Genomic DNA, 23,837 nt, shown 5'->3' with positions numbered 1-23,837 from the left:
GTAGGGATAAGCTCCCGCGTTGAAAAGGACAGTTGTCCGTTACCGCCGCAAAATGGATTTTGCATTTTTGCATGTGAGATTATTTATGCCTCAGACTCTGTCTTTAACCTTATATCAGCGCTTGCTCGCACTTCCGTGTTGCCGCCCCATCAAGTTAAGTGCAGGGCAGGCATTTATTGTGCAGGGAGAATCAAGCGATACGCTTTTTTTGGTCACGAAGGCAGACTTTTCAGTGAGCTATTTAAGCCCAGCAGGCAAACGATATACTGTAAGTAGCCAAAAAGCGTTTTCGGGCATTCTTGGAGAGATGGAGATTTTTCGCCAAGGAGGGCAAAGTGTCTTTAGTGTTGTGGCATCAAGCCCAGCCAATGCATTTCAAATCAGTCGCGTCAAATTAATCGAAGCGGTTATGGCCGAGCCGAGCTTAGCTGTCGCGTTCCTTCAGCTTATTTCTCATCGTTACGAAGAATCTATCGGTCACACCCTAGATAATATTTTGCACAGCTTACGCTTTAATGCCGTCCGCTTATTGGTCAAGCAGTCTGAACTCGCCTCTTCGAGTTGGTTTGATTTCAACATAGAGCAGCATGCGGCAGAGCTAGGCGCTACGCCAAGAGCATTGCGACGAGTTATCAAAGAACTGCTCGATGAAAAAGGGTTGGAAAAGCAAAAAGGGCGCTATCAGATCGTCGACCTCAAGCGGTTTTTAGCTGAGCTGGACATTATTAATCAGCGTTAAGTTGGCGGTGATTTCAGCAAAAGGCAAACGTTTTCGTCAAAAAAGGACATTTGTCCTTTTTTTTGTTTTCGTCAGCGCTAACAATCACGCCGATCCCTGATAAGCCTGACCCTGCGGGCTTGTCTGCTCCTTAATTTATACAGAGAAGCTTTACGTTATGAGCATTGTAATGAGCTTGATTGGCATGGCTGTTTTGGTCGCCATTGCTGTGTTGCTGTCTGACAATCGCGCTAAAATCCGTTTGCGGACGGTAATTGGCGCGTTGTTGATTCAAATCTTTTTTGGTGCCTTCGTTATGTATGTCCCAGCAGGGCAGGCGATGTTGCAAGGTATCGCCACTGGCGTCAATCATGTCATAGCGTACGCAAATGAGGGATTGAGCTTTGCGTTTGGCGATCTCGCCAAGTACAAAGTTGGTTTCATCTTTTTTATTAACGTACTGTGTGTTGTGATTTTTATCTCAGCGCTTATCTCGGTCTTGTACTATTTGAAAATCATGCAGCGGATAATTGCAGTGTTGGGTTTTGGACTGCAAAAACTGCTGGGGATCAGTTATTCCGAATCGATGTCTGCGACGGCAAATATTTTCGTTGGACCGATTGAAGCCCCATCCACGTTACGTCCTTTTATCGCCACTATGACGCGCTCAGAGTTGTTTGCCATAATGACCGGTGGATTGGCCTCGGTAGCAGGAGGCACCATGATTGGCTACATCAATTTGGGGATTGATGTGAAATACATTCTTACCGCCTGCTTTATGACCGCGCCAGCAGGACTCCTGTTTGCAAAATTGATGTGTCCTGAGACCGAAACGCCGCGTCGTGATCTGGATAAAATTGCCGATGAAAGCGACGACAAACCAGAAACGTTGCTCGATGCAATCACACAAGGCTCAATGGTGGGACTTTACCAAGTGGCCTGCGTTACTGCGCTATTGATTGCGATTGTGGCACTTATGGCCATGCTGAACGGTATTATTGGTGGAACCGCGGCGCTATTGGGCTTTGATGGCGTTTCGATTCAAATGTTACTCGGCTACTTGCTGTCACCGCTGGCGTTTATTTTGGGTGTACCGTGGGATGAAGCCGCGCAAGCTGCGTCATTTATTGGCCAAAAAATCATCGTCAATGAATTTATTGCCTACGTTAGTTTTATCGAAGTTGCCGACCAGCTATCGGAAAAAACGCAAGCCATTGTCGTCTTTGCATTGTGTGGTTTTGCCAATATCGGCTCATTAGCCTTAGTGATTGGCGGGTTGCGCGCCATGGCACCTACTCGCGGCAAAGAGTTATCGCACATTGGCGGGCGCGCGCTGGTCGCGGCGATTTTAGCCAACCTGATGAGCGGTACCATTGCCGGTTTGTTGATTTCACTCGGTGGCTCTTTATAAGCTTACTATCCCAGTTGCAGCGCCTTTCTTTACCAAAGTGAGTGACTGGCGCTCGCAACCCCTACCTGCATCTTCAAGTCGTTTGGGTATATGCCTTCACTCAGAATAAATTGGAGTGAAATCACACTTAAAATCCAAGGGTACAAACGTACAGTGTTCGAGTTTATTTTGCTATTTCGCGATGCAGCATCGAAGCCTAAATTAAATAAGTGAAATGAATGTTCCTATTAATAGGGCAAATTAAAATAAACTTGGAACAAGGAGTCGTAATTATGAGTACCCTAACCGCTCAAACTACGAATAAGAGTGACTATAAAAAAACACTGTCGACTTTAAAGGGGCACTTGCTCTTTGGTACCTCGCATATGTTGCCATTTATTGTTGCTGGTGGCGTGCTTTTGGCGCTGGCTGTGATGGTGTCAGGCAAAGGCGCAGTCCCAGCGGATGGCGTTCTAGCGGGTATTTCTACTATTGGTATTAAGGGGTTAGTACTATTCCCTATTATTCTTGGTGGATATATTGGTTATTCCATAGCAGACAAGCCTGCATTGGCGCCTGCGATGATCGCATCGGCGATTATGGCCGATATGGGAGGCGGTTTCTTAGGTTGTATTATCGCTGGGTTTTTAGCTGGTGGCATTGTATTACAACTTAAAAAAATACCATTGCCACCGACAATGACTGCGCTTGGTGCTTATTTTATTTACCCACTTTGTGGCACCTTAATTTCTGCTGGATTTGTACTTTGGGGGATCGGCGAGCCAATTAAACTGTTCATGGCGTCGATGAATGAATTTTTGGCGTCGATGGCGGGCGCGTCAAAAGCAATATTGGGCGCCATTCTTGGCGGCATGACTGCGTTTGATATGGGAGGACCAATCAATAAGGTCGCTACGCTATTTGCGCAAACTCAAGTTGATACTCAGCCTTGGTTGATGGGCGGTGTCGCCATCGCAATTTGTACGCCACCGCTAGGACTCGCTCTTGCAACGTTTTTATTTAAAAAGAAATTTACTCAAGAAGAGCAAGAAGCGGGTAAAGCTGCAGTGATTATGGGATCGATAGGGATCTCGGAAGGGGCGATTCCTTTTGCTGCGAACGACCCGATGCGTGTGTTACCTGCGATTGTGGCTGGCGGTATTGTCGGCAATATCATTGGATTTATGACCAATGTGCTTTGCCACGCGCCATGGGGTGGCCTAATTGTGGTGCCCGTTGTCGAAGGACGTATCGCCTATATTGTGGGTATCGCCGCTGGCGCATTGACGACTGCAGTCATTGTGGGTTTGTGGAAGCCAGTTGTAGAGCAAGAGTCTGAGCCTCAAACGAGCATGGCACCAGAAAAAACACCGATTCAAGCAGGAGAAGGGGAGTACGATGTCGTCGCCGTTACATGTTGTCCGTCAGGAGTGGCGCACACCTTTATGGCCGCTAAAGCACTAGAAAAAGCTGGGGTGGCTGCGGGAATCAAGATCAAAGTGGAAACTCAAGGGCAAAATGGCGTTCAAAATCGCCTTTCCTCACTCGATATCGCCAACGCGCGTCTGGTTATTTTAGCTCATGACATACCCGTAAAAGATGCAGACCGTTTTGCGCAGTCGAATGTGTTTGAATGTTCCACCAAACACGCGATGAAAAATGCCGCGATTATGATCGAGCCGCAATCAGAGAGTCTTAACCAGGCACCAGCCTAACAAATTGAGTTTATCAATCCATTTTTATGAAACAACGTCAGCCAAGCCGAAGCCATGCTTCGGCTTTTTTTGAGTTTATCTTTTGGGCTCAATCAGTGATTTGATTAATTGAGTGTCTTTGTCAACAAAACGGGTGAAATCCTGTGCATCTAAACGATGTAAATTAAACGCGCTCAGTTGACTACAGCGAATGAATTCATGGCTTTCCATCGCACTATCAAACGCGGCGCCAAGCGCTTCGACGACATCATTTGGTGTATGCTTGGGCGCTGCAATTCCACGCCATGTCCCAGTAATAACGCCATAGCCTTGCTCTTTTAGCGTTGGAACCTGGGGTAGATACCCAATGCGGTTTTCTGCTAACACGCCTAGCGCTCTAAGCTGCCCACTACGCAAGTGAGTCATTGCTTCTCCAACACTCACCATAGTGACATGACTGTGGTTACGAACCACCGAGAGCGTCGCTTCCACTGCGCCATTGTATGGGCGAGCATTAAGGCCGATGCCAAGGGCTTTTTCTAATGCCATCAAATAGACGTTGGGTGTCGCCGTAGAGGCAAATTGCAGCGGTGCACGCTGCCGCCGGGTTAATGCCAGCAAATCATGCATGGTATGGAGGCGACTTTGCGCATTTACCAACACTACCGCCGGTTCGTGGCTGATCATGCGAATCAAACGAAAGTCGCTGGCTTGATGGGCCATAAGACCCATTTGAGGTAATGCCGCGATTTCACGCGTTACCAAAGTGAGAGTGTACCCGTCAGGTCGCTGATTGGCGCCAAAACTCATACCAAGTGCCCCTGCACCTCCAGTGAGATTCAGCACTGACATAGATTGGCCAAGGTGATCGGGAAGTGCTCTAGCTAGCATTCGACCGACTGCATCGGTACCACCACCAGCGGCAAATGGCACAACCAGTCTAAGCCTGCGTGCAGGGTAATCGGCAATAGGAACCACAGGTGTTGATGCCAATCTCCCGCCAGATAAAAGTAAAGAAGTCAGTAAGCGAGTCATAACTATGGTCACATGGGTATACCGTTTATTTTCTACTTAGTGGAAGATTGCGCCAAAAAGCAGACAAAATTAACGGAATCCTGTACTATATGTTGTCTAAATGATAATAGATTTATCAAAAGTAAATCATATTGTATTATTTTTGTCTATGGAATAAATGCAATTGTGTTTGCAGAGTGTAATTTGAATTTATGCCAGTCAGTATTAGATTAGAAACGCGCCTATGTGCAACTCTTTTCTATAAAATTTAGTTAATTAACAAGCGTTCCTTGTCAATACCATCAGTGTTACCCTTATCACAAAATCTCAAATTAGATCTCAAATCAGGCAAGTTTGCATTGCGACTCTCCGTGAGTCAGAGTAATCTAATGGTAATTAAGTAATACAATATTACTGAGTGATGAAAAGGATGAGTAAGATGACTAAACCAACAATTGGTTTTATTGGGTTAGGCCTAATGGGTGGTAGCATGGTTGAGAACCTTCAAAACCGTGATTATCAAGTAACTGTGATGGATCTTAACGCTGATGCCGTTGCCGCTTGTGTTGCGCGCGGTGCAAAAGAAGCGAAGACAGGTAAAGAGTTAGCAGAAAATGTTGATATCGTAATGCTTTGTCTAACAACATCAGCGGTTGTTGAGAAGTTAGTTTACGGCGATGACGGTATTCTCGCGGGCATTAAACCTGGTGCCGTATTGGTTGATTTTGGTACTTCAATTCCAGCATCTACTCGTAAAATTGGCGCTGATTTAGCAGCGAAAGGCGCAGGCATGGTTGACGCTCCTCTTGGCCGTACGCCTGCTCACGCAAAACAAGGCCTGCTAAACATCATGGCTGCTGGTGACATTGAAGTGTTCAATAAAGTCAAACCTGTGCTTGAAGAGCAGGGCGAGAATGTGTTCCACCTTGGCGCGCTTGGCGCGGGTCACACCACGAAGTTGGTTAATAACTTTATGGGTATGACAACAGTTGCGACCATGTCTCAAGCCTTTGCAGTTGCAAAACTGGCTGGTGTGGATGGTCAACAGTTGTTTGACATTATGTCAGCTGGCCCATCAAACTCGCCATTTATGCAATTCTGTAAGAATTACGCGGTAGATGGTGTTAGCGACCTTGGTTTCTCAATTGCAAACGCGAATAAAGACCTTGGCTACTTCCTGGAAATGGTCAGCGATCTTGGCACTGAGTCGCAAATCGCTCAAGGCACATCTGCAAACTTGCAAGCGGCACTAGATGCGGGTCTAGGTAATGGCAATGTGCCAGAAATCTTTGACTATTTTGTGGGTTTAAAGAAATAATCCAGTCAGCTATTTATAGCGACTAGTATAAACAGTCGCGGTGGTGGTATCACCATCGCCTCAATTGATAAGCGCTTGATATTCTCGAGCGCTTTTTTAATGGGAAAATATCGAGTGCACTCGATTCATAAAGGAAACGATAATGGAAAAGTTTGAACTGGCAGCAAAAGAGTTGCTGAGCCGCCGTGTGGCTGGTATGAAAGCGCCACGTTTGGCTGAGAATGTGCGCCCTGCCTCTATCGAGGATGCTTTGCAAATTCAAGCAGCGATGACGCAGCAGCGCAGTGATGCCATCGGAGGTTGGAAGTGTTTATTGCCCATTTCAGAGCAGCAAATGATTGTTGCGCCGATTTTTTCTGACACGGTAAAACGTCTTTCTGATACGGAAAAACAAAGTGCCGAGTGCTTTATGATGGCGGACAACGATTGTGTGCGTATCGAGCCGGAAATTGCTTTCGTATTGTCACAAGATCTGCCTGCCAGCGATGTTGGTTATGATGAGTCACAAATCAACGACGCGATTGGCAGCTGCCATATGGCGCTTGAATTGATGCAATCACGTTTTGCTGACGACAGTGGCGCTGAGTTTTTTGAGCGTCTAGCAGATGGTCTAGTGAACCAAGGCCTGTTTCTTGGGCCACAAATCGATCGTGCGAAAGCGTTTGCCGCATCACAAATTGAAATTGATGTGATTCAGGGCGAAACCACCAAATCTTTTGCCGGTCATCACCCTAATGGCGATCCCGTTGCACCGATTTACTGGCTGATTAATTTTATGAGCCGTCGTGGCGTCAGTTTTAAGGCGGGCCAAGCGATTATCACTGGTTCATACTGCGGCATTGTTGAAGTGGCGTTTGATAAAGAGATCTTAATTTGTTACCAAGGCCTTGGTGAATATCGCGTGACATTTAAGGCTGAATAATAATTTGGGTATAAACAAAAAAAGGCGACCGTTGTTGGTCGCCTTTTTTATTTTCTCGCTTAAGTATACCCGTCCTACTTGAAGTTGCAGCGGTGTTGACGGGCACTCACAAACCTCATCACATAGTTTATCTATGCTCAGAGGCTTTGTTCGCTGGTCGCCTACCTGCATCTTCAAGTTGTTTGGGTATAAAACAGGAATATTACACTTTAAATCGAGCCATTAACGCAACCACACTGTCGTTAAGCTGCTTAATTTCGTAAGACTCATCAACCTGATGTTGGCTGAAGTTATTGAGCGATTGCACAATCCGTTCAATTTCATGCAAGTTTTTCGTGATGCGTTGAGTGAGCGAGTTTTGGCTCACCGAAGCTTGGGAAATGTCCTGATTGAAGCTACTCAAGTTATCAATTTTTTCACTTAAGTTGCCAAGCATTTGTACTGATTGGTCAATCTGACTTTGGGTTTTATCGCAGTTGATCTTAGTCTGTTCAATCGAATTGACCAATTCATTCGATTGACCTTGTAAGCTTGACAGTGCGTGTTCAATTTCCGATGTGCTCGTTTGAGTACGATTGGCGAGCGCGCGAACTTCATCTGCTACCACAGCAAATCCACGGCCATGCTCACCGGCGCGCGCCGCTTCAATTGAGGCATTGAGCGCTAGGAGATTGGTTTGTTCTGCAATACTGCCAATGACGGTTACAATCGATTGAATGCTTTGAGTTTCATTGGCCATTGCCATAATGTTGGCTGAGGTGGCATCAACCTGATCTTTCAATTCAGAAACGTACACTTTCGCAAGATTGTTGATCTTATGGTTATTTTCAATGTAATTGGTTGCATCTTGCGCCACTTCGGCCGCATCGTGAGAATGGCGTTCTACATCTGCTGAGGTTTCCGATAAGCTTTCAATCGCCGCCACCACTTGGGTGGTCTCGCCCGCATGAACTGTTAGCTGTTTGTGGCTTTCAAGACAACCTGATTCAATGCTCACCACCTTGCTATTTAGCTCCACATTTTTCGCTTTCACCTCTTTGATAATGGTTTGTAAGCCATCAACAAAGTGGTTAATGTCTTGAGCAATTTTGCCAAGATCATCGCTGGAACGCAGGGTCAAGCGCTGAGTGAGGTCGGCATCGCCACGAGATAGATCCGTCACAATGCGGCGCAGTGAGACAATTGGTGAGTAGAGTTTATTGAGCAGCACCATCATTAAACCAATTGAACCCGCGATCATGCAGAAAATCATTAATTGCGCGTTAAACAATACGCGATCAAGCGTTGCTAGCGCTAATGATGGGTCCATGGCTGAAATCATGTACCACTGTTTGTAATCACCAATTTGAACTTTTTTGGCCATTAATAAAAGAGTCTGTCCTCCGATTTGCCCTTCAACGAAGGTCGAGGGCGCTTTCATCGCATTAATAAAACCGCTGGTTTCTGGCTGGGCAGAAATCGCAGTTTGTGCCTCAATGCCTTCCATTGTTGACGCGATAATCATACCTTTATCATCAACCATGATCGCTTTGGATTGGTAAATCTCTTCAAGTTCTAGGAGCTGATTGGTCAACTCATCAAAACGGATATCCGCCATAATGACGCGATCTGGCAAGCCGTACATCACACCAATCATTGGAATATTGGTTTCTCGAGTAAAAAAGAGATCGCTAAATGAGAGCCCCATTTGTTGTTTTGCCGCTTGATACCACGGGCGCTTTGTCGGGTCGTATTTTTCTGGAATACCGATGCCATTCGGAAACGACTCTGAAGGACGTGAAGTAAATGAACGTCCATCATCAAAACCGATCACCATTTTATCGATGCCACCCAGCATAGCCGCATAGTGCATCAAAACTTCGTTTGGTGTGTCGAATTTACCTAAACGTACTTCGGTTGCAACCGCATTGACCGTATCGATGGTGCGCTGTACGTTTCCTTCAATTTCAGTAACTTCCACATTGAGAGAGTTAGAAATTTCGTTATAAATCGTCTCTTCAACTTGCTCCTTGGCCAGGTCAAAGGAGAACCAGTTTGAGCTGAGCATGGAGATCAGACTGACAAAAGAAACCATGAGAATGAGTTTACTTTTAAATCCGAGTTGAAAGCGTGTTTTAGATAGGTTCATAGAATTATTCGCTTTTTTTCGAAAGTGGAAAATGATTCGACGGCAATGATGCAAAGCGCGGATTGAAAGTGAATCACATCGCTGCGCCAACAACTTCGTAATGTCGACTGGCGATATTGTATTACTTAATCGTGTTGGGTTTTGTGAGCATATCGGACACTTTGGTTTTTGAATCGTGATCCGATGCAAGATTTTAACTATTAATTTACTCAATGCTCACGTTAATGTGTTTTTGGTCAATAAGCGGAGCTAAACATTTTTGTATAACTCAGTGATTTCTGGCCGGACATCTAATGATAATGACGAGAGTATCTCTTTTAAATTCATATACCCTTTCTACTTGAAGCTGTAGGGATTTTCTTCAAAAAAATTAGGGAGCTAGCTCTCACAAACTTCATCACATGGTTTGTCTATATTCACGAAGTACTCAGAGACTTTGTTCGTTTGCCGCCTACCTGCAGCTCCAAGTTGTTTGGGTATAAATTGCGTAAGCAGCTTTATACATGGGTGAACTATTGGTGGTGATTATTGCTGTGCTAATCATTCATTGAAAAATGGAACGGTATCAGCGGCAAATTGCCCTGAAAAACATGAGGCTAATCACACATTGCTCGATAGTATGTCGGCAATCACACAATTGACATATTGTACTACAAATAAACTTAAACTCGATTATGATGAGTTGGTCTGTACAAATAACAATTCAACAAAGGGTTTGAGTTATGGATCTCAACATTACTATTGTAGGAATCTACTTCCTATTTCTAATTGCGATAGGGTGGATGTTCAGAACATTTACTAACACCACAAGTGATTACTTCCGTGGGGGCGGTAATATGCTGTGGTGGATGGTAGGGGCAACTGCCTTTATGACGCAGTTCTCTGCATGGACGTTTACAGGTGCTGCGGGTAAAGCATACAGCGATGGTTTTGCTGTTGCGATTATCTTCGTGGCAAACGCGTTTGGTTACTTTATGAACTACGCGTATTTTGCACCTAAATTCCGCCAACTACGTGTTGTGACGGTAATTGAAGCTATTCGTATGCGTTTTGGTGCAACGAACGAGCAAGTCTTTACTTGGTCATCAATGCCTAACTCAATCGTTTCTGCGGGCGTGTGGCTAAACGCGTTGGCTATCATTGCATCGGGCATCTTCGGTTTCGATATGACAGCAACCATTTGGATCACCGGTTTAGTAGTACTGGCAATGTCAGTAACCGGCGGCTCATGGGCGGTTATCGCATCTGACTTTATGCAGATGGTTATCATCATGGCGGTAACGGTGACTTGTGCCGTAGTTGCTGTCGTTCAAGGTGGTGGTGTTACTTCGGTAATTGATAATTTCCCGTTACAAGAAGGTGCATCATTCGTTTCAGGGCAAAATTTGAATTACCTAAGCATCTTTAGTATCTGGGCATTCTTTATTTTCGTGAAACAGTTCTCAATCACCAACAACATGCTGAACTCATACCGCTACTTGGCAGCAAAAGACTCAGTCAATGCGAAAAAAGCAGCGCTACTGGCGTGTGTGTTGATGCTTGTGGGTGTGTTTATTTGGTTCATGCCGTCATGGTTCATTGCAGGTCAAGGTGTTAACCTTGCGCAAGCGTACCCAGAAGCGGGCCGTAAAGCCGGTGACTTTGCCTACCTTTACTTTGTTGAACAGTACATGCCAGCGGGTATGGTGGGTCTGCTGATTGCAGCAATGTTCGCAGCGACCATGTCTTCAATGGACTCAGGTCTAAACCGTAACTCTGGTATTTTCGTTAAAAACTTCTACGAGCCAATCATCCGTAAGGGTGAGGCGAGTGAAAAAGAGTTGGTAACTGTTTCAAAAATCACCTCAGCGGTATTTGGTATTGCGATTATTCTTATCGCCCAGTTTATTAACTCGCTAAAAGGTTTGAGCCTATTTGACACCATGATGTACGTCGGTGCTCTGATTGGCTTCCCAATGACCATTCCAGCATTCTTAGGCTTCTTTATTAAGAGAACGCCAGACTGGGCAGGTTGGGGTACGCTAATTGTCGGTGGTATCGTCTCTTATGTTGTTGGTTTTGTTATCACAGCTGACATGGTGTCGTCGTTCTTTGGTCTTGAAGAGCTGACTAAACGTGAATGGTCTGATGTGAAAGTAGCAATTGGTCTAATTGCGCACATCACTATAACAGGTGGCTTCTTCATCTTCTCAATGCTGTTCTACAAACCGCTATCACCAAAACGTCAAGCGGACTTGGATCAGTTCTTTGAAAACTTGGATACGCCACTTGTATCTGACTCAACAGAGCAGAAGAAACTGGACAACAAACAGCGTCAAATGCTTGGTAAACTGCACATGTTGGCGGGTGTTGCAATCATGCTGATGGCTCTACTGTCTAACCCAATGTGGGGCCGCTTCGTGTTCATCCTGTGTGGTATCATCGTAGCTGGCGTCGGTCTGCTATTGATGAAAGCGGTAGATGCGAAAGCTGAGAGCGCAGAAGCGACTGAGCAAACTGCATAATCTACAAACTTGATTAATTATTAACGTTCCTCCACAACGTTACAAAGCGGCCTTCATCGGCCGCTTTTTTTTGTTGTCATACCTACCCATCGCGTTTGGCGGTGGTGATTGTTTTGGGTAAAAACACTATATTGTTTTACCCATGGGTATATCCCCAATCGATATTGACTTTGAATGTATTACTGAGCGACAAGGAGTCGCCTTATTTATGTTGCCTATCTTGCTTTTTTCGCTCTCGATTACCGGCCCAATTTGCCTAATGTTAGTGCTAGGCGTTTTGTTTAAACGCATGGGTTTGATTAATGAAAACTTTATTGAAGTTGGTTCCAAGCTGGTCTTTCAGGTGACATTACCTGCCATGCTGTTTTTAAGCATTGCCAATGCCGGTGGCGGCTTGTCTTTAGCGCAACCTTTTATCTTGTACGGCTTATTAGCCAGTGTGGTGTTTTTTGTTTTTACTAGCGTGGCCGTGAAGGCGGCGTTTCCTCAGTCAGCGGACAGTGGCGTTATTATTCAAGGCAGCTTTCGCGCCAATACGGCAATTATTGGTATCGCTTACGTTGCCAATGCCTATGGCGCGCAAGGCGTTGCAGTGGCCGCTTTGTATGTGGCGGTAACGACGATATTGTATAACGTGCTAGCCACGCTCTGCTTGACGCCAAAAGGGGGCGCTTCTGGCTTTCAGTTGGCAAAGCTGATGGGCAAAAGCCTAACCAAAAACCCACTCATCATTTCTATTGTTGCCGGTGGCGTGGTTTATGGTTTGTCTGTGCCTGTTCCAAGCATAGTGACAGAGTCTGGTCAATATTTAGCCCGAATGACCTTGCCTTTAGCGTTGCTGTGCACAGGAGGTTCGCTGGACCTCAGTGCCATGCGCGCCAGCGCTCGAGCGCCCTGGTTTGCGACGTTGTTTAAATTGGTGCTAGCGCCGGTGTTGATTACCCTTGGCGGCGCATGGCTTGGCTTTCGTAATATTGAGTTGGCGGTGCTGTTTTTCATGAATGCCGCGCCTGTGGCCGCTGCAAGTTATGTTATGGCGCGAAGCATGGGGGGCAATGCGGCGCTTGCGGCCAATATTATTGCGCTAACGACTTTGTTGTCGACATTCACTTGCTCTTTGGGGGTCATGGTGCTGACATCGCTTGGGCTGATTGCGACGTAATCAGTGCTGAGTTTGTTGTGCTTATCTCATTCCCATACATCTTGAGTATCCATGCATCTTGAGGCTACTTAGGTATACCCAAACGACTTAAAGGGGCAGGTAGGCGACCTGCGAACAAAGTCTCTGAATATATCGTGATGAACATAGATGCGCTCTGTGATGAGGTTTATGAGCGCCGCTCAGCACCGCTGCAACGTCAAGTAGGGCGGGTATATATAGGATAAAAAAAGGCCAACGAAATGTCGGCCTTTTGGGGGAGGGTTTTAATCAGCGAGGCACAGATTAAAACAGATCAGATTTTAGGTTATCAAAGTAAGAGTGGTTTGCTGCACCTGAATTGTCACCACTGTATAGCGTGATTTGGCTTGGTACATTTGAACTGTCAAGGCCAGTGTCTGCTTGATCAACCGTAGTAAGTACTTCACCATCGATTGACACAGTAATCATTCCAGCTTCAGTCCATGCTAATGTGATGGTGTACCATTTATCTTGCACAATAGTAGTGAGCACGGGATCGACGCTGCCCGCTTCGTACTTCAGTGATGTGCCTGATTGGTTCAGCTCAAAATAACGGTCAGCGTTATTTTTACCACTACCGATATTGATGTACGTTGACTTAGCGTTGCTTGATGGGAAATAAGCATCAATCGTAACAGAGCCAGCGGTTGCTGGACCATCTGTAAATTCACGAGTTGCAAACGGCTTGTTTGCGGTGCTTAGGTCTGCCAAATGCAGGATTTTTGAATCTGAAATAGATGAATCTAAAACAACTTCTGCCAAAAGTGTACTACCATCTACGTTAGGCGTTTCCCATGGTGAAACAATTGTGGTATCAAGGGTATACGACTCAAAATCATCCGTTACTGCTGGCGTTTCAGGATCTGTTGGTTCTTCTGGATCTGGCGTTGGCGCTTCACCTGAAACAGTAATAACAGTTGCCTGTGAACCATTTGAACTGTATGGGCTGCTGGTTAGAACAGTGCCAACGGCGCGGCTATCGAAATCATCTTCAAATACCAATGTATCCGCTTCAGTGTCGTGTGAATAGATTTTTAAGTTATCCGCGACCACTTCGTAGTTGGTGGTGTTGCCATTATCGCCAAGGCGAAGCGCAACGGTTTTCACAGCGGTGCCGTCAGCCACAGTAATGTCTTTTGCGTATTCAACGCCGTTCACTGAGAACGAAAACGTTTCAGGTCCCCAGTTGGCTTCAACTTCTAACTCTTCACCTGGCGTAAAGGTAGCATCTTCACCCGTCTCAGGATCTTTTGCGTATTGCATCACGCTGTCGCTGTCGCGGTATTTGATTTTGTTGTGTTCAAATATGACTTCACCGTGAAGGTTCGCGTTCTTTTCCGCTTGAGCATAGAAGGAGATGTAAGCGTTATCACCCGTGTCATCGGCATCTTGCGCCGTATCAGCATCTTCTTGGTAGATGAAGTCTACGGTCAGTTTACCGCTTGCAATACTTTCAACATCAGAACCCTCAGCCAATTTGAGGCGCATTTCACCAGTATCACCGCCATCACCGCCAAGGGTATCAAGGATGTTAACTGCATTATTGACGCCAGAATCCTTGTTCGCATCGATAACCGCCTGTTTAACATCTGCGTTATCTGCCTCATCACTGCCTGTTAAAGGCACGTTGAGGTTAGGCATGGAGAATGCACCGTTTTCTACGCTGTAATGATCATCTAATTCTATGCCATTCAGATCACTGTCATAGAAGGTAAATTTAAGTGTTTCAGCATCTAGATTTTCTTCATATGTTGCAGTTTTGACTTCATAAACGCCAGGGGTTTTATCGTCATAATAATATCTTTGCGTACCATTATCGAAAACATACACGTTTGGCAAATCGGCAGCAGACATAGTAGTAGGACTAGCTTGCTGAGCGATTTGCCAATAACCGCCTTCAAGAAGTGAGCTTGGTTCATCGGGTAATTGTGGTGTGGGGTCTTCTGATGGCAGAGTATAGCCATCACAACCAAAAAGCAAACCGGTAGAGAGTGCAACTGCAGCAGCAACTTTTGAAATGTTCATATCCTTGTTCTCTTTCGTCACGTGGGTAAGTTTAATGGTGTTATTGTTAGACAAATAAAATTTGGCGGCAAACCGAAATGTTACGCACGATGATCTAAGTCACAAAGTAATCAATTGTTAGGTCGAAACTAATAATAGTGTCACAAATTCAGTTGGATATTCGCATTTGTGCATACGAGAGAGCTGCACTTTTGCGTGAGTAAGAATGTGATCTCATAATCATATAAACATACAAATAGTGAGTGTATACCCAAGTAACCTCAAGATGCATGGTTCAGCGAGAATGACTTGGTTTGTCAGTGAGGCGAGGATTTGAAGATTGAGTGGTTCTCAATCGAAAATCGTCAACAAAGCTGATGAGCCAAGACCTTGTTTATAACCAATAGGGCCCCTTGGGAGCCAATCACTGAACCGATAGCGGTGTTAAACAACTTGAAAATAGACTCGCTATTTCGCTGCGTTGTTTGCCTTGCTCTCAGCTCAGTGAGCCGGCTCTGAATCCAGCATCTTGAGGTCACTTGGGTATAGAAGGCGTTTGAGTGTATCGCGCTCTTCTAAGGTCATTTCTGTTTTGTTGAGAAACGGCATGTCGGCGCTGTCGACCGTGCGCGCAATAATGCGACCCGACCAACGCTCAATATCTTGCCAATTGTCAAATGTGGCGCCTGCAGGGGCCATGGTGAACACGTCATCCGAAGGCGTGACACTGTGACAAGTGCTGCAGCGTGTCTTAACGATGGTCATCACTTGCTGCTCAATGCTGTCGGTATTTGCCATGTTCACCAACTCGAGGCTCTCTTGCGATGGTGTGATTTGCGCTTTGGTTTGAGTGGTGGCCTCTGATGCAGGCGGTGCAGCTTTTGATGCCGACGATGACACTATTGCGGGCGTGGGCGCTGAGCGCGTCATTGGCCAGCTTACTACCACCGCAAGAACGCCCATTGCCGCCGCACTACTGATTAATACCATTGGTCGATGCTGACCGGAATGCTTTAAGTTGAAATAGTGACGCGCGCCGGCGCTGATTAGCATGATGATAAGCGCCACAAGCCAGTTGTATTGGTGCTGGTATATCATCGGGTAATGGTTGCTGATCATTAAAAAAATGACGGGCAGGGTTAGGTAGTTATTGTGAATTGAACGTTTTTTTCCTTCCAAACCGGGCGCGGGGTCAACGGGCTCGCCAGCGGCGACTTGAGCCACCATTTTTCGTTGGCCGGGAATGATCTTGTAAAACACATTGTTGACCATGATTGAGCCGAGCAAAACGCCCATGTGGATAAACGCGCCGCGACCACTGAAAACATGGCTAAAGCCATAGAAAAATAGCCCTCCCAGCGTCACTAAACTGACCACAAAGAGCGTACGGGAATTTGCCAAAGGTGAGCGAAGCAGCCATTCATAACACAGTACACCGCTGATGACACCAGCAATTCCAAGCGTTATTGCTTCAGCGCTGGTGAGAACCAAGATGCGAGGGTCGATAAGATAAGCTTGGGCGTTAAAGTAGTACATCCAGATGAGGAGCGCCGTGCCGGTAAGCCATGTGGTGTAGGCTTCCCATTTAAACCAGTGCAGATTTTGTGGCATCGTTTTCGGGCCAACTTGATATTTGGCCACCTCATAGAAACCGCCGCCATGGACCGCCCATAAGTCGCCTTTGATGCCACGATCTTTTTTCCATTTAGGCGGTGTTTCTAGGCTGTTATCTAACCAGGTGAAATAAAAGCTCGCCCCTATCCATGCAACACCGCAGATCACATGAAACCATTTGATGAATAACGCAATCCATTCATAGAGTTGTGGCCACATAATTGACTTCCTTGTTTTTTATGTTCGAATTTTTTATTTGCGTGTTTGTGATAAACCGCTTTGCCACACACATACGTGCGCTCAATAATGCGTTCGTCGCTGAGTGTGATAATGGCAAAAAGTTGTTCGCGTAAGGTTTTGCAGCGCAGCAGGCGCTGTTGCAGCATGGGCGATGCCATTAAATCCAGTTCGATAAAATCGGCTTCGCTGCCGGGGTTCAAGTTACCAACTAAGTGATCAATGCCCATAGCAGCCGCTGCCCCTTGGGTGCAGAGGTAGAGCGATTCAAAGGGGTTGAGTGGGGTATTTTGCAGTTGGCAGACTTTGTACGCGTCGGCTTGATTGGCAAAAAGGCTCAGACTGGTGCCAGCGCCGACATCAGAGGCAATCGCGACTGGAATGCCTTCGGTTTTGGCGCGTTGATAGTCAAACAGGCCACTGCCAAGAAACAGATTGGAAGAAGGGCAAAAGCTGATGCTCGCGCCACTGGCTGCAAGTGCCTGATACTCGCGAGCGTCGAGATGTATTGCATGACCAAACAACGCGCGGTCGCGCACCAGATCGTGCGCTTGATAAACGCTCAGGTAATCTTGGCTCTCAGGATAGAGCTCACGCACCCACGCAACTTCTCCTAGATTCTCGCTAAGATGGGTTTGAATAAAGGTGTCGGGATGTTCATTAGCAAGCTGTCCGGCTTTAGCCAATTGCTCTGGCGTGCTGGTGGGCGCAAAACGTGGCGTGATTGCATACATGGCGCGGCCACGGTGATGCCAGCGCTCGATAAGTGCCTTGCTATCGCGGTAGCTCTGCTCGGGGGTATCTTGTAATTCCGCGGGGCAAAAGCGGTCCATCATCACTTTGCCGCAAATCATGCGGGCGTCTAATGTTTCTGCCGCGCTAAAAAACGCATCCACGGATTGAGAATGTACCGTAGCAAAGACGCTGGCGGTGGTGGTGCCATGCGCCATCAACTGGTCGAGAAAAAAGGCCGCTTGCGCTTTGGCATACGCTTCATTTGCAAATTGTGTTTCGGTAGGAAAGGTATAGGTATTGAGCCATTCCAGCAATTGACTACCATAGCTGGCGATCATCTCGATTTGAGGAAAATGCACATGGCTATCAATCATGCCCGGGATCAGTAGTCCCTTGTGCATTTCCACGCCGCCGTAATTGAGCAACTGCTGGTTATCGGGATGCTGAAAAAAGGCATGTGCTTCGCCCAAATGCTGAATACGTCCATTTTCAATGACCATCACACCATCACTGAAATATTGGTAGTGAGACTCAGGGGCGTTGGTGCGTTTTGGAAAATGCAAAATACTGCCTCGATGTACCGAACGTTGCACCGCGCCGCTAGCGAAAGGAGAGGAGTGTTTTATCATAATCAACTGCCTCGATAAGTGGTGTATGAGTAAGGTGAAAGCAGCACAGGAATGTGATAATGACGCGGATCATCGGCGCAAAAATGCACTTCAATCAGCGGGAAAAACACTTGATTAAAATGACGCAGACAATAGTCTGCACTTGCAAACCGAAGTGTGTAACTTTCGCCTTGTGTGAGGCGGGCGCTAAAACGAGCGCGCCCATCGTTATCGGTCGTGGCATGCTCAATCGCGGTATTGACCGTTGGTGTTGCCAACGCATCATGGGAAGATTGAGCTGGCGGATAACGGTGCAAGGAGACGGGGACCCCCGCCGCAGGTTGGCCGTTTGCGGTATCGAGTATGTGACAACTTAGCTGGCTCATCGGTAGCTCTCCATGCGGTGATGACTGATTTTGCGTTGCTCCAACGCGGCGTTTTTTAGCTCTTGAGAGCGTGAAAGTGAAATGCGGTGTGTCAGCAGGTTTAGCATCTCGCTGGCTGATTTATCACTGGCGAAAACGATAAAAATAAAGCCAAACTTTTTCAGATAACGCTGATTGAGTTCAAGCAGCGACGTAAGCACAGCGTCACTTGCCCCAGCAATGCTCGCTTGCTCACTTTGACTAAGCGCAGCCCCTTGGGAATATTTGGCGCGCAGGGTGTGCAAATCGCCTATCATAGGGTGACCATAAAATGCCTCGAGCCAATCTGGCTCGTCTAATTGATCAAACGCACTGTCCGCAGCATCTGTTAGCGCCTTATGAGAGTGAAAGGGTGCTTGCGCCTGCATCGCTTGTTGCCAGCGAACGCTGGTACAAATTTGAGCCAATTGATTGCCCGTTAATGGTATTGAATGTGAAGTAGCAGATACGGTCATTTCACCTCCTCTCGTATGGCTTTTGCTTGCGGTTGTGGCGCGGCAGAAAATGTTTGAAGCGTTTTGGCTAAGGTGCTTGTGTGGCGCCACTGACGTTCATTCTCTTGAGCTAAAGCCTGTTCTTGAGTGGCATCAGCAGTGGTTAATGCGTCAAATTGACTCATCAGTTGCGCGGCGATAGAAACCGCCACCTGCATCGGCAGTTTTCCCTTAATATCGGGGTGACCAATCGGGCAGGTGAGCGCGTCGAGGCGCTCTGGCGCTTGAAGCTGTTCTTTGAGGCGAAAACGAAAGCGCTGGTTTTTGCCGGCCGAGCCAATCAGGCCAATAAACGGCAGATCGCCGCGCTCTAACGCCAATCGCACAATTTCAAAATCGAGCTGATGATCTTGTGTCATCACCACCACATGACTCTCTTTGGCTAGCTGCTCGACCCATGTCTTTGGCGATTCGACGCAGTGGGTAGCAATATGGCCATTTTGAATGTTGTTAGGTTGCATGGTGTTATGCTGGTTATTGCACCGCTCAAGCCAGTCAGGACGGTTATCAATCACACTAATATGGCACGGAAGCTGAGACAAAATGGTGATAAGCGCTTGGCTGACATGGCCGGCGCCAAATATCGCCACTTTCGGCAAGTGGGTTTGCATAAACTCAAAGAGCACCTGTACACCGCCGCCACAACATTGTCCTAGATCGGCCGCCAATGAAAACCGTTCAACCTGAGGCGTTGTGTTTCCTTGTGCCAACCCTTCGCGCGCTTGAGCAATGACTTGATATTCGAGATTGCCGCCTCCCAGCGTGTCGTACTGACTTTGCGGCGTGATCACCATTTTGGTCCCACGCGCTCGCGGCACGGAGCCGACATCTGCCAGCACGGTGACAAGGCAATAGGGTTCGCCAGTTTGACTTAACGCATGACAGGCATTGAGCCAGTTTAGCTCACCATGACGTCCAAGTGATTGAGTTAACGCATCGTTAAGCATCTTGAACCTCCTGAGTTTTTCTATCTAGGTGCGCATCAACGTCGCTCACTGTGGCAGCATCCAACTGATTTTGCAGTGCGGCGCGTTGCGCCTCACAGGCGTTTAATATTTGCTCTCCGGTCGCAGGAGCGTGCAAAGTGGGTTCAATTTGATGGTTGCTAATTGATGCGATGGCATCATAAATGGCACACCAAACGCTGATCCCATGCATAAAGGGCGGCTCCCCCACCGCTTTGGAGCGGTAAATGCTGTGCTCCGGATTGGCTTTGTCATACAGCGCGATGTGCATCTCTTGGGGATAGTCCCCTATGGTCGGAATTTTGTAATTCATCGGGCTGTTGCTCAAAAGTACGCCTTGCTCATTCCACACCAGCTCTTCAGTGGTAAGCCAACCCGCACCTTGAATAAACGCGCCTTCAATTTGTCCAATATCAATCGCTGGGTTTAAGCTATTGCCAACATCGTGAAGAATATCAACCCGCTCCAGACGCATTTCTCCGGTGAGAGTGTCAATGGTTACTTCCGAGCACGACGCCCCGATGGAAAAATAGAAAAACGGGCGCCCAACGGATTTTTCCATGTCGAACCAAATTTTTGGGGTTTTATAGAAACCGCTGCTAGAGAGCGAGACGCGAGCCAGATACGCTTGTTGTACTAACTCGCCCCAATCGAGCTGAGTGTCACCGATTTGCACCTTACCGTGTGTGATTTCAACCGCTTCGGTTAAATAGTGTTCTTTAGCAAAATTAAGCAGTCGCTCGCGCAAAATGAGCGCGGCATTGTGAGCGGCCATGCCATTAAGATCGGCTCCTGACGAGGCCGCTGTGGGTGAGCTGTTGGGGACTTTGTCAGTACGTGTTGAGGTGACGAGGACTTTTTCTATCGGAATACTGAGCGTCTGAGCGACAATTTGCTGAATTTTGGTATGCAGGCCTTGGCCCATTTCAGTACCACCATGAGAGACCTGAACACTGCCGTCGGTATAGATGTGTATCAATGCGCCAGCTTGATTGAGGTGAGTCGCGGTAAACGAGATGCCAAATTTAACCGGAGTGAGGGCGAGCCCTTTTTTTAACACTGGGTTATCTCGGTTCCACTTCTCAATGTGTTGGCGTCGTTTGGCATACTCTGCCGAGACAGCAAGCTGGTCCATCACCGTTTTTATGGTCTCGGTTTGCTCGACTTCCATCGCGTACGGCGTGGTGTTGCGCCCTTGGCGATAAAGGTTCTTGCGTCGTAACTCTAGCGCGTCAAGGCCAGTATGAATGCTCAGTGCCTGCATCGCTTTTTCAATGGTTATCATGCCCTGTGGGCCACCAAAACCGCGATACGCGGTGTGGCTCACGGTGTCGGTTTTTAGCCGATTGCCAACGATGTGCGCGTTACCAAGGCAGTACGCGTTATCACTGTGAAACATAGCGCGATCAACAATGGCGCCAGAAAGATCCGCTGAATGACCGCATAAGCCGTTAAGTTCAATATTGGCACTCAGCAGCTGTCCGTCTTTGTCTGCGGTTAATTGATAATGGCTGTAAAAAGGGTGGCGTTTGCCGGTTATCGACATGTCGACACTGCGCGGTAGGCGTAACTTCACCGCTTTGCCTGTATGAAAAGCGCCCAGCGCGGCAAGGCAGGCCCATTGTGCAGCTTGAGACTCTTTACCGCCAAAACCACCACCCATGCGCCGCATGTCAACCGTGACCAAATGAAAGGGCAGATTTAATACTTCTGCAACCAAGGTTTGTACCTCAGTGGGATGCTGACTTGAGCTACGGACAAAAATGCCGCCATCTTCAGTGCGCTCGGCAAGGCTAATTTGGCCCTCGAGATAAAAATGCTCTTGGCCACCAATTTGTAAGCTGCCATCTATGGTGTAAACCGGCGCGTCATGAGGCATCTCAGTGGCGGTAAAACGGCGTGAGGGCAATAGGTGCGGCTGGTGACGCGCGTGGTCAGCCCCAGTTATCGCAGCCTGCGCCTGATAGTCAATGTGCGCCAATTTGGCCGCCTGCCATGCTTGGCGGTGAGTGCGTGCCAATACCAGTGCGATGGGTTGGCCGTGGTAGTGAATGGAACCATCAGAGAGTAAAGGATCGCCTTTGAGGATGGGGCCAATGTCGGTTTCGCCGGGAATATCATCAAATGTCAGTACTTGCACCACACCTTCGGCGGCCTCGACTGCGCTGATATCTATTTGACTAATAATGCCTTTTGCAATCTCACTGACGACAACTGCCGCGTGAAGAGCACCGCGAGGCATCGGATGATCATCAATAAATTGCGCTTCGCCGCTGCTCTGTTTTGCGGCGCTTTCATGGCGATGAGACTGACCGACCGCGCCATGTTGCAGCTGAGGCTCAGTTTGCGCCACCGAAGTAATGTGTGTGAGTCTACGCATGATGCACCAACCTTGTTGGAATGTGATTGAATTGCAGATAAAAACGTTGAATCAGGTTTTGCACCAACTGCACACGATATGCGGCGCTGGCGCGCACATCAGAAAGGGGTTGAATCACGTTTGGCACATCCGCTTTCACTTTATCTATCACAGCTTGAGTCAATTTTTGACCACGCAATCGCGTTTCAAGCTCGGTTAATCGCGTTGATTTTGCTGCAACACCGCCTGCCGCTAAGACGCAGTCTGTCACGGTATTATCGCGGCTTAATGTAACGTTAAGCGCGACAACTACCGTCGCGATGTCGTCTTCAAATCGCTTGCTGACTTTGTAAATAGCGTGGTGTTGATCTGCTTGCAATTTGGGCAAGTAAATGGCGCTGATCCATTGCGTTGGTTTTAACCGGGTTTGACGATAGCCGGTAATATAATCTTCTGGCGCGTAGCGCGTTTTCTGATTGCCATCGTCCAGTTCGATAGTGCCATTGAGACTGATAAGCAACGGAGCAATATCACCGATGGGCGATGCGTGGCCTAAGCTTCCGCCTAAGGTCGCACGATGGCGAATGGTTAAACTTCCCAGTCGTTCGATAATTTCGTCGGTCGTTGGGAAATACTGCTGTAACAGCTGGTGGACACGATGCAGTGGTACCGCAGCACCAATGCGTAATTCGGTTTCGGTGTCGTCGACAGTAAGTAGTTCTTTTACTTCAGAGATATCAATGATTTGTTTGATGTCTTTGAGCTGTTGAGTCACTTCTAACGCAAGATCCGTCCCGCCTGCGATAAGTGCCGCTTGTGGCATCGCCGCTTTTGCCTTTGCCAGTTCAGTGCGATTGCGCGGTTTTAAATAGTTCGGTGTTTGCTGGGATGAGCAGCTTGCCATCCATTGCTCAATTTTATCTTCATCAGGCTGAGCTGGGTCGTAGTAGTCAACACCGGCAACCGTTTTGGCCGTTTCAATGATTGGGCCATACCCGGTGCAGCGGCACAGGTTACCCGCTAGAAAATCCATTGGGTTGGCGACATGCTGCTGCTTTGATAACGCGTAAAGTGACATCACAATACCTGGAGTGCAAAAGCCGCATTGGGTGCCATGGCGCTCGACCAGTGCCTGTTGCACTGGGTGTAGAGTATCGCCTTGCTTTAAGTGCTCCACTGTGATGATTTGTTTGCCGTGCAGAGCGTGAAGCGGTGTAATACACGCATTGATCTGGCGATATTGCAGTGGCGAGGTGCTCTTGTTATGGCTCTCAGCGCGCGCAGAACTTCCGGTTGAGCTTGAATCATTGATTGACACGGCATCTAAGGCATTATCGACCATAACAACCGTGCACGCGCCACAATCGCCACTGCCGCATCCCTCTTTTGTTCCGGTTAACCCTTGATGCTCGCGCAAAAAGGGCAACAACATAGTATCGGGCGCCGAGTTGTCAACGGTGATGATTTCATCGTTAATCATAAGTTCTAGCATAAGCTTCCCTGCGTCTGCTGGTGAATTTTCTGTCCA

General features: G+C 47.4%; 17 protein-coding genes. 7 read left to right on the top strand and 10 right to left on the bottom strand.

Going from position 1 to position 23,837, the window contains the following annotated elements; all coding sequences use genetic code 11:
• Positions 1 to 85 precede the first annotated feature (85 nt).
• From HGP28_RS17425 to HGP28_RS17415, 3 genes are all read left to right on the top strand, one after another.
• Positions 86 to 739 carry a Crp/Fnr family transcriptional regulator gene (locus HGP28_RS17425; RefSeq protein WP_168837736.1) on the top strand — a complete coding sequence of 218 codons (654 nt, stop codon included), beginning with the start codon at positions 86 to 88 and terminating at the stop codon, positions 737 to 739.
• Between the two features lie 157 nt (positions 740 to 896).
• Positions 897 to 2,129: a NupC/NupG family nucleoside CNT transporter gene (locus HGP28_RS17420; protein WP_168837735.1), complete on the top strand. Its 1,233-nt coding sequence runs from the start codon at positions 897 to 899 to the stop codon at positions 2,127 to 2,129.
• A 272-nt stretch (positions 2,130 to 2,401) separates the two neighbouring features.
• A complete protein-coding gene (locus HGP28_RS17415) occupies positions 2,402 to 3,823 on the top strand; it encodes a PTS fructose transporter subunit IIBC (RefSeq protein WP_168837734.1) in 1,422 nt (473 codons plus the stop codon).
• A 75-nt stretch (positions 3,824 to 3,898) separates the two neighbouring features.
• On the opposite strand, the gene HGP28_RS17410 is transcribed toward HGP28_RS17415, so the two are convergent.
• Positions 3,899 to 4,837, bottom strand: a complete 939-nt coding sequence (locus HGP28_RS17410; RefSeq protein ID WP_168837743.1) for a tripartite tricarboxylate transporter substrate binding protein — start codon at positions 4,835 to 4,837, stop codon at positions 3,899 to 3,901.
• A 418-nt stretch (positions 4,838 to 5,255) separates the two neighbouring features.
• Here HGP28_RS17410 and HGP28_RS17405 point away from each other — a divergent pair, with 418 nt between their 5' ends.
• Together HGP28_RS17405 and HGP28_RS17400 are read left to right on the top strand one after the other, a co-directional pair.
• The gene (locus tag HGP28_RS17405) at positions 5,256 to 6,134 is read left to right on the top strand and encodes an NAD(P)-dependent oxidoreductase (RefSeq protein WP_168837733.1); all 879 of its coding nucleotides are present in this window, start codon (positions 5,256 to 5,258) and stop codon (positions 6,132 to 6,134) included.
• A gap of 139 nt (positions 6,135 to 6,273) precedes the next feature.
• Entirely contained in the window at positions 6,274 to 7,056 is a 783-nt protein-coding gene (locus tag HGP28_RS17400; protein ID WP_168837742.1) for a hydratase, read from the top strand.
• 202 nt (positions 7,057 to 7,258) lie between these two features.
• Here the strand turns inward: HGP28_RS17400 and HGP28_RS17395 are convergent, their stop codons facing one another.
• Complete coding sequence (locus tag HGP28_RS17395) at positions 7,259 to 9,184, bottom strand: methyl-accepting chemotaxis protein (RefSeq protein ID WP_246225774.1); 1,926 nt, start codon at positions 9,182 to 9,184, stop codon at positions 7,259 to 7,261.
• Between the two features lie 722 nt (positions 9,185 to 9,906).
• On the opposite strand from HGP28_RS17395, the gene HGP28_RS17390 reads away from it, so the two are divergent.
• Positions 9,907 to 11,688, top strand: coding sequence for a sodium:solute symporter family transporter (locus HGP28_RS17390; protein ID WP_168837732.1), 1,782 nt, complete (start codon positions 9,907 to 9,909; stop codon positions 11,686 to 11,688).
• Between the two features lie 208 nt (positions 11,689 to 11,896).
• A complete protein-coding gene (locus HGP28_RS17385; protein ID WP_168837731.1) occupies positions 11,897 to 12,850 on the top strand; it encodes an AEC family transporter in 954 nt (317 codons plus the stop codon).
• Between the two features lie 282 nt (positions 12,851 to 13,132).
• Here HGP28_RS17385 and HGP28_RS17380 read toward each other — a convergent pair whose 3' ends face one another.
• From HGP28_RS17380 to xdhA, 8 genes are all read right to left on the bottom strand, one after another.
• Complete coding sequence (locus HGP28_RS17380; protein ID WP_168837730.1) at positions 13,133 to 14,893, bottom strand: hypothetical protein; 1,761 nt, start codon at positions 14,891 to 14,893, stop codon at positions 13,133 to 13,135.
• A 480-nt stretch (positions 14,894 to 15,373) separates the two neighbouring features.
• Entirely contained in the window at positions 15,374 to 16,705 is a 1,332-nt protein-coding gene (locus HGP28_RS17375) for a urate hydroxylase PuuD (RefSeq protein ID WP_168837729.1), read from the bottom strand.
• Positions 16,651 to 18,087, bottom strand: coding sequence for a guanine deaminase (gene guaD / locus HGP28_RS17370; protein WP_168837728.1), 1,437 nt, complete (start codon positions 18,085 to 18,087; stop codon positions 16,651 to 16,653). The genes HGP28_RS17375 and guaD overlap by 55 nt, the downstream gene beginning before the upstream one ends.
• Positions 18,088 to 18,089: 2 nt before the next feature.
• Complete coding sequence (gene uraH / locus HGP28_RS17365; protein WP_168837727.1) at positions 18,090 to 18,452, bottom strand: hydroxyisourate hydrolase; 363 nt, start codon at positions 18,450 to 18,452, stop codon at positions 18,090 to 18,092.
• Positions 18,449 to 18,946 (bottom strand): 2-oxo-4-hydroxy-4-carboxy-5-ureidoimidazoline decarboxylase, encoded by a 498-nt coding sequence (locus tag HGP28_RS17360; RefSeq protein WP_168837726.1) that lies wholly within the window; start codon positions 18,944 to 18,946, stop codon positions 18,449 to 18,451. Before HGP28_RS17360 ends, uraH begins: the two co-directional genes overlap by 4 nt.
• A complete protein-coding gene (gene xdhC, locus HGP28_RS17355) occupies positions 18,943 to 19,932 on the bottom strand; it encodes a xanthine dehydrogenase accessory protein XdhC (protein WP_168837725.1) in 990 nt (329 codons plus the stop codon). The genes HGP28_RS17360 and xdhC overlap by 4 nt, the downstream gene beginning before the upstream one ends.
• Positions 19,925 to 22,330, bottom strand: coding sequence for a xanthine dehydrogenase molybdopterin binding subunit (gene xdhB, locus HGP28_RS17350; RefSeq protein ID WP_168837724.1), 2,406 nt, complete (start codon positions 22,328 to 22,330; stop codon positions 19,925 to 19,927). Before xdhB ends, xdhC begins: the two co-directional genes overlap by 8 nt.
• Positions 22,323 to 23,801 carry a xanthine dehydrogenase small subunit gene (xdhA, locus tag HGP28_RS17345; protein ID WP_168837723.1) on the bottom strand — a complete coding sequence of 493 codons (1,479 nt, stop codon included), beginning with the start codon at positions 23,799 to 23,801 and terminating at the stop codon, positions 22,323 to 22,325. The genes xdhB and xdhA overlap by 8 nt, the downstream gene beginning before the upstream one ends.
• Positions 23,802 to 23,837: the final 36 nt, after the last annotated feature.

It is taken from the genome of Vibrio agarilyticus (assembly GCF_012641465.1).
GTDB classification, from domain to species: Bacteria; Pseudomonadota; Gammaproteobacteria; order Enterobacterales; family Vibrionaceae; genus Vibrio; species Vibrio agarilyticus.
The sequence above is the reverse complement of the archived record's forward strand: the minus strand, read 5'-3'. Positions and strand labels throughout refer to the sequence as shown.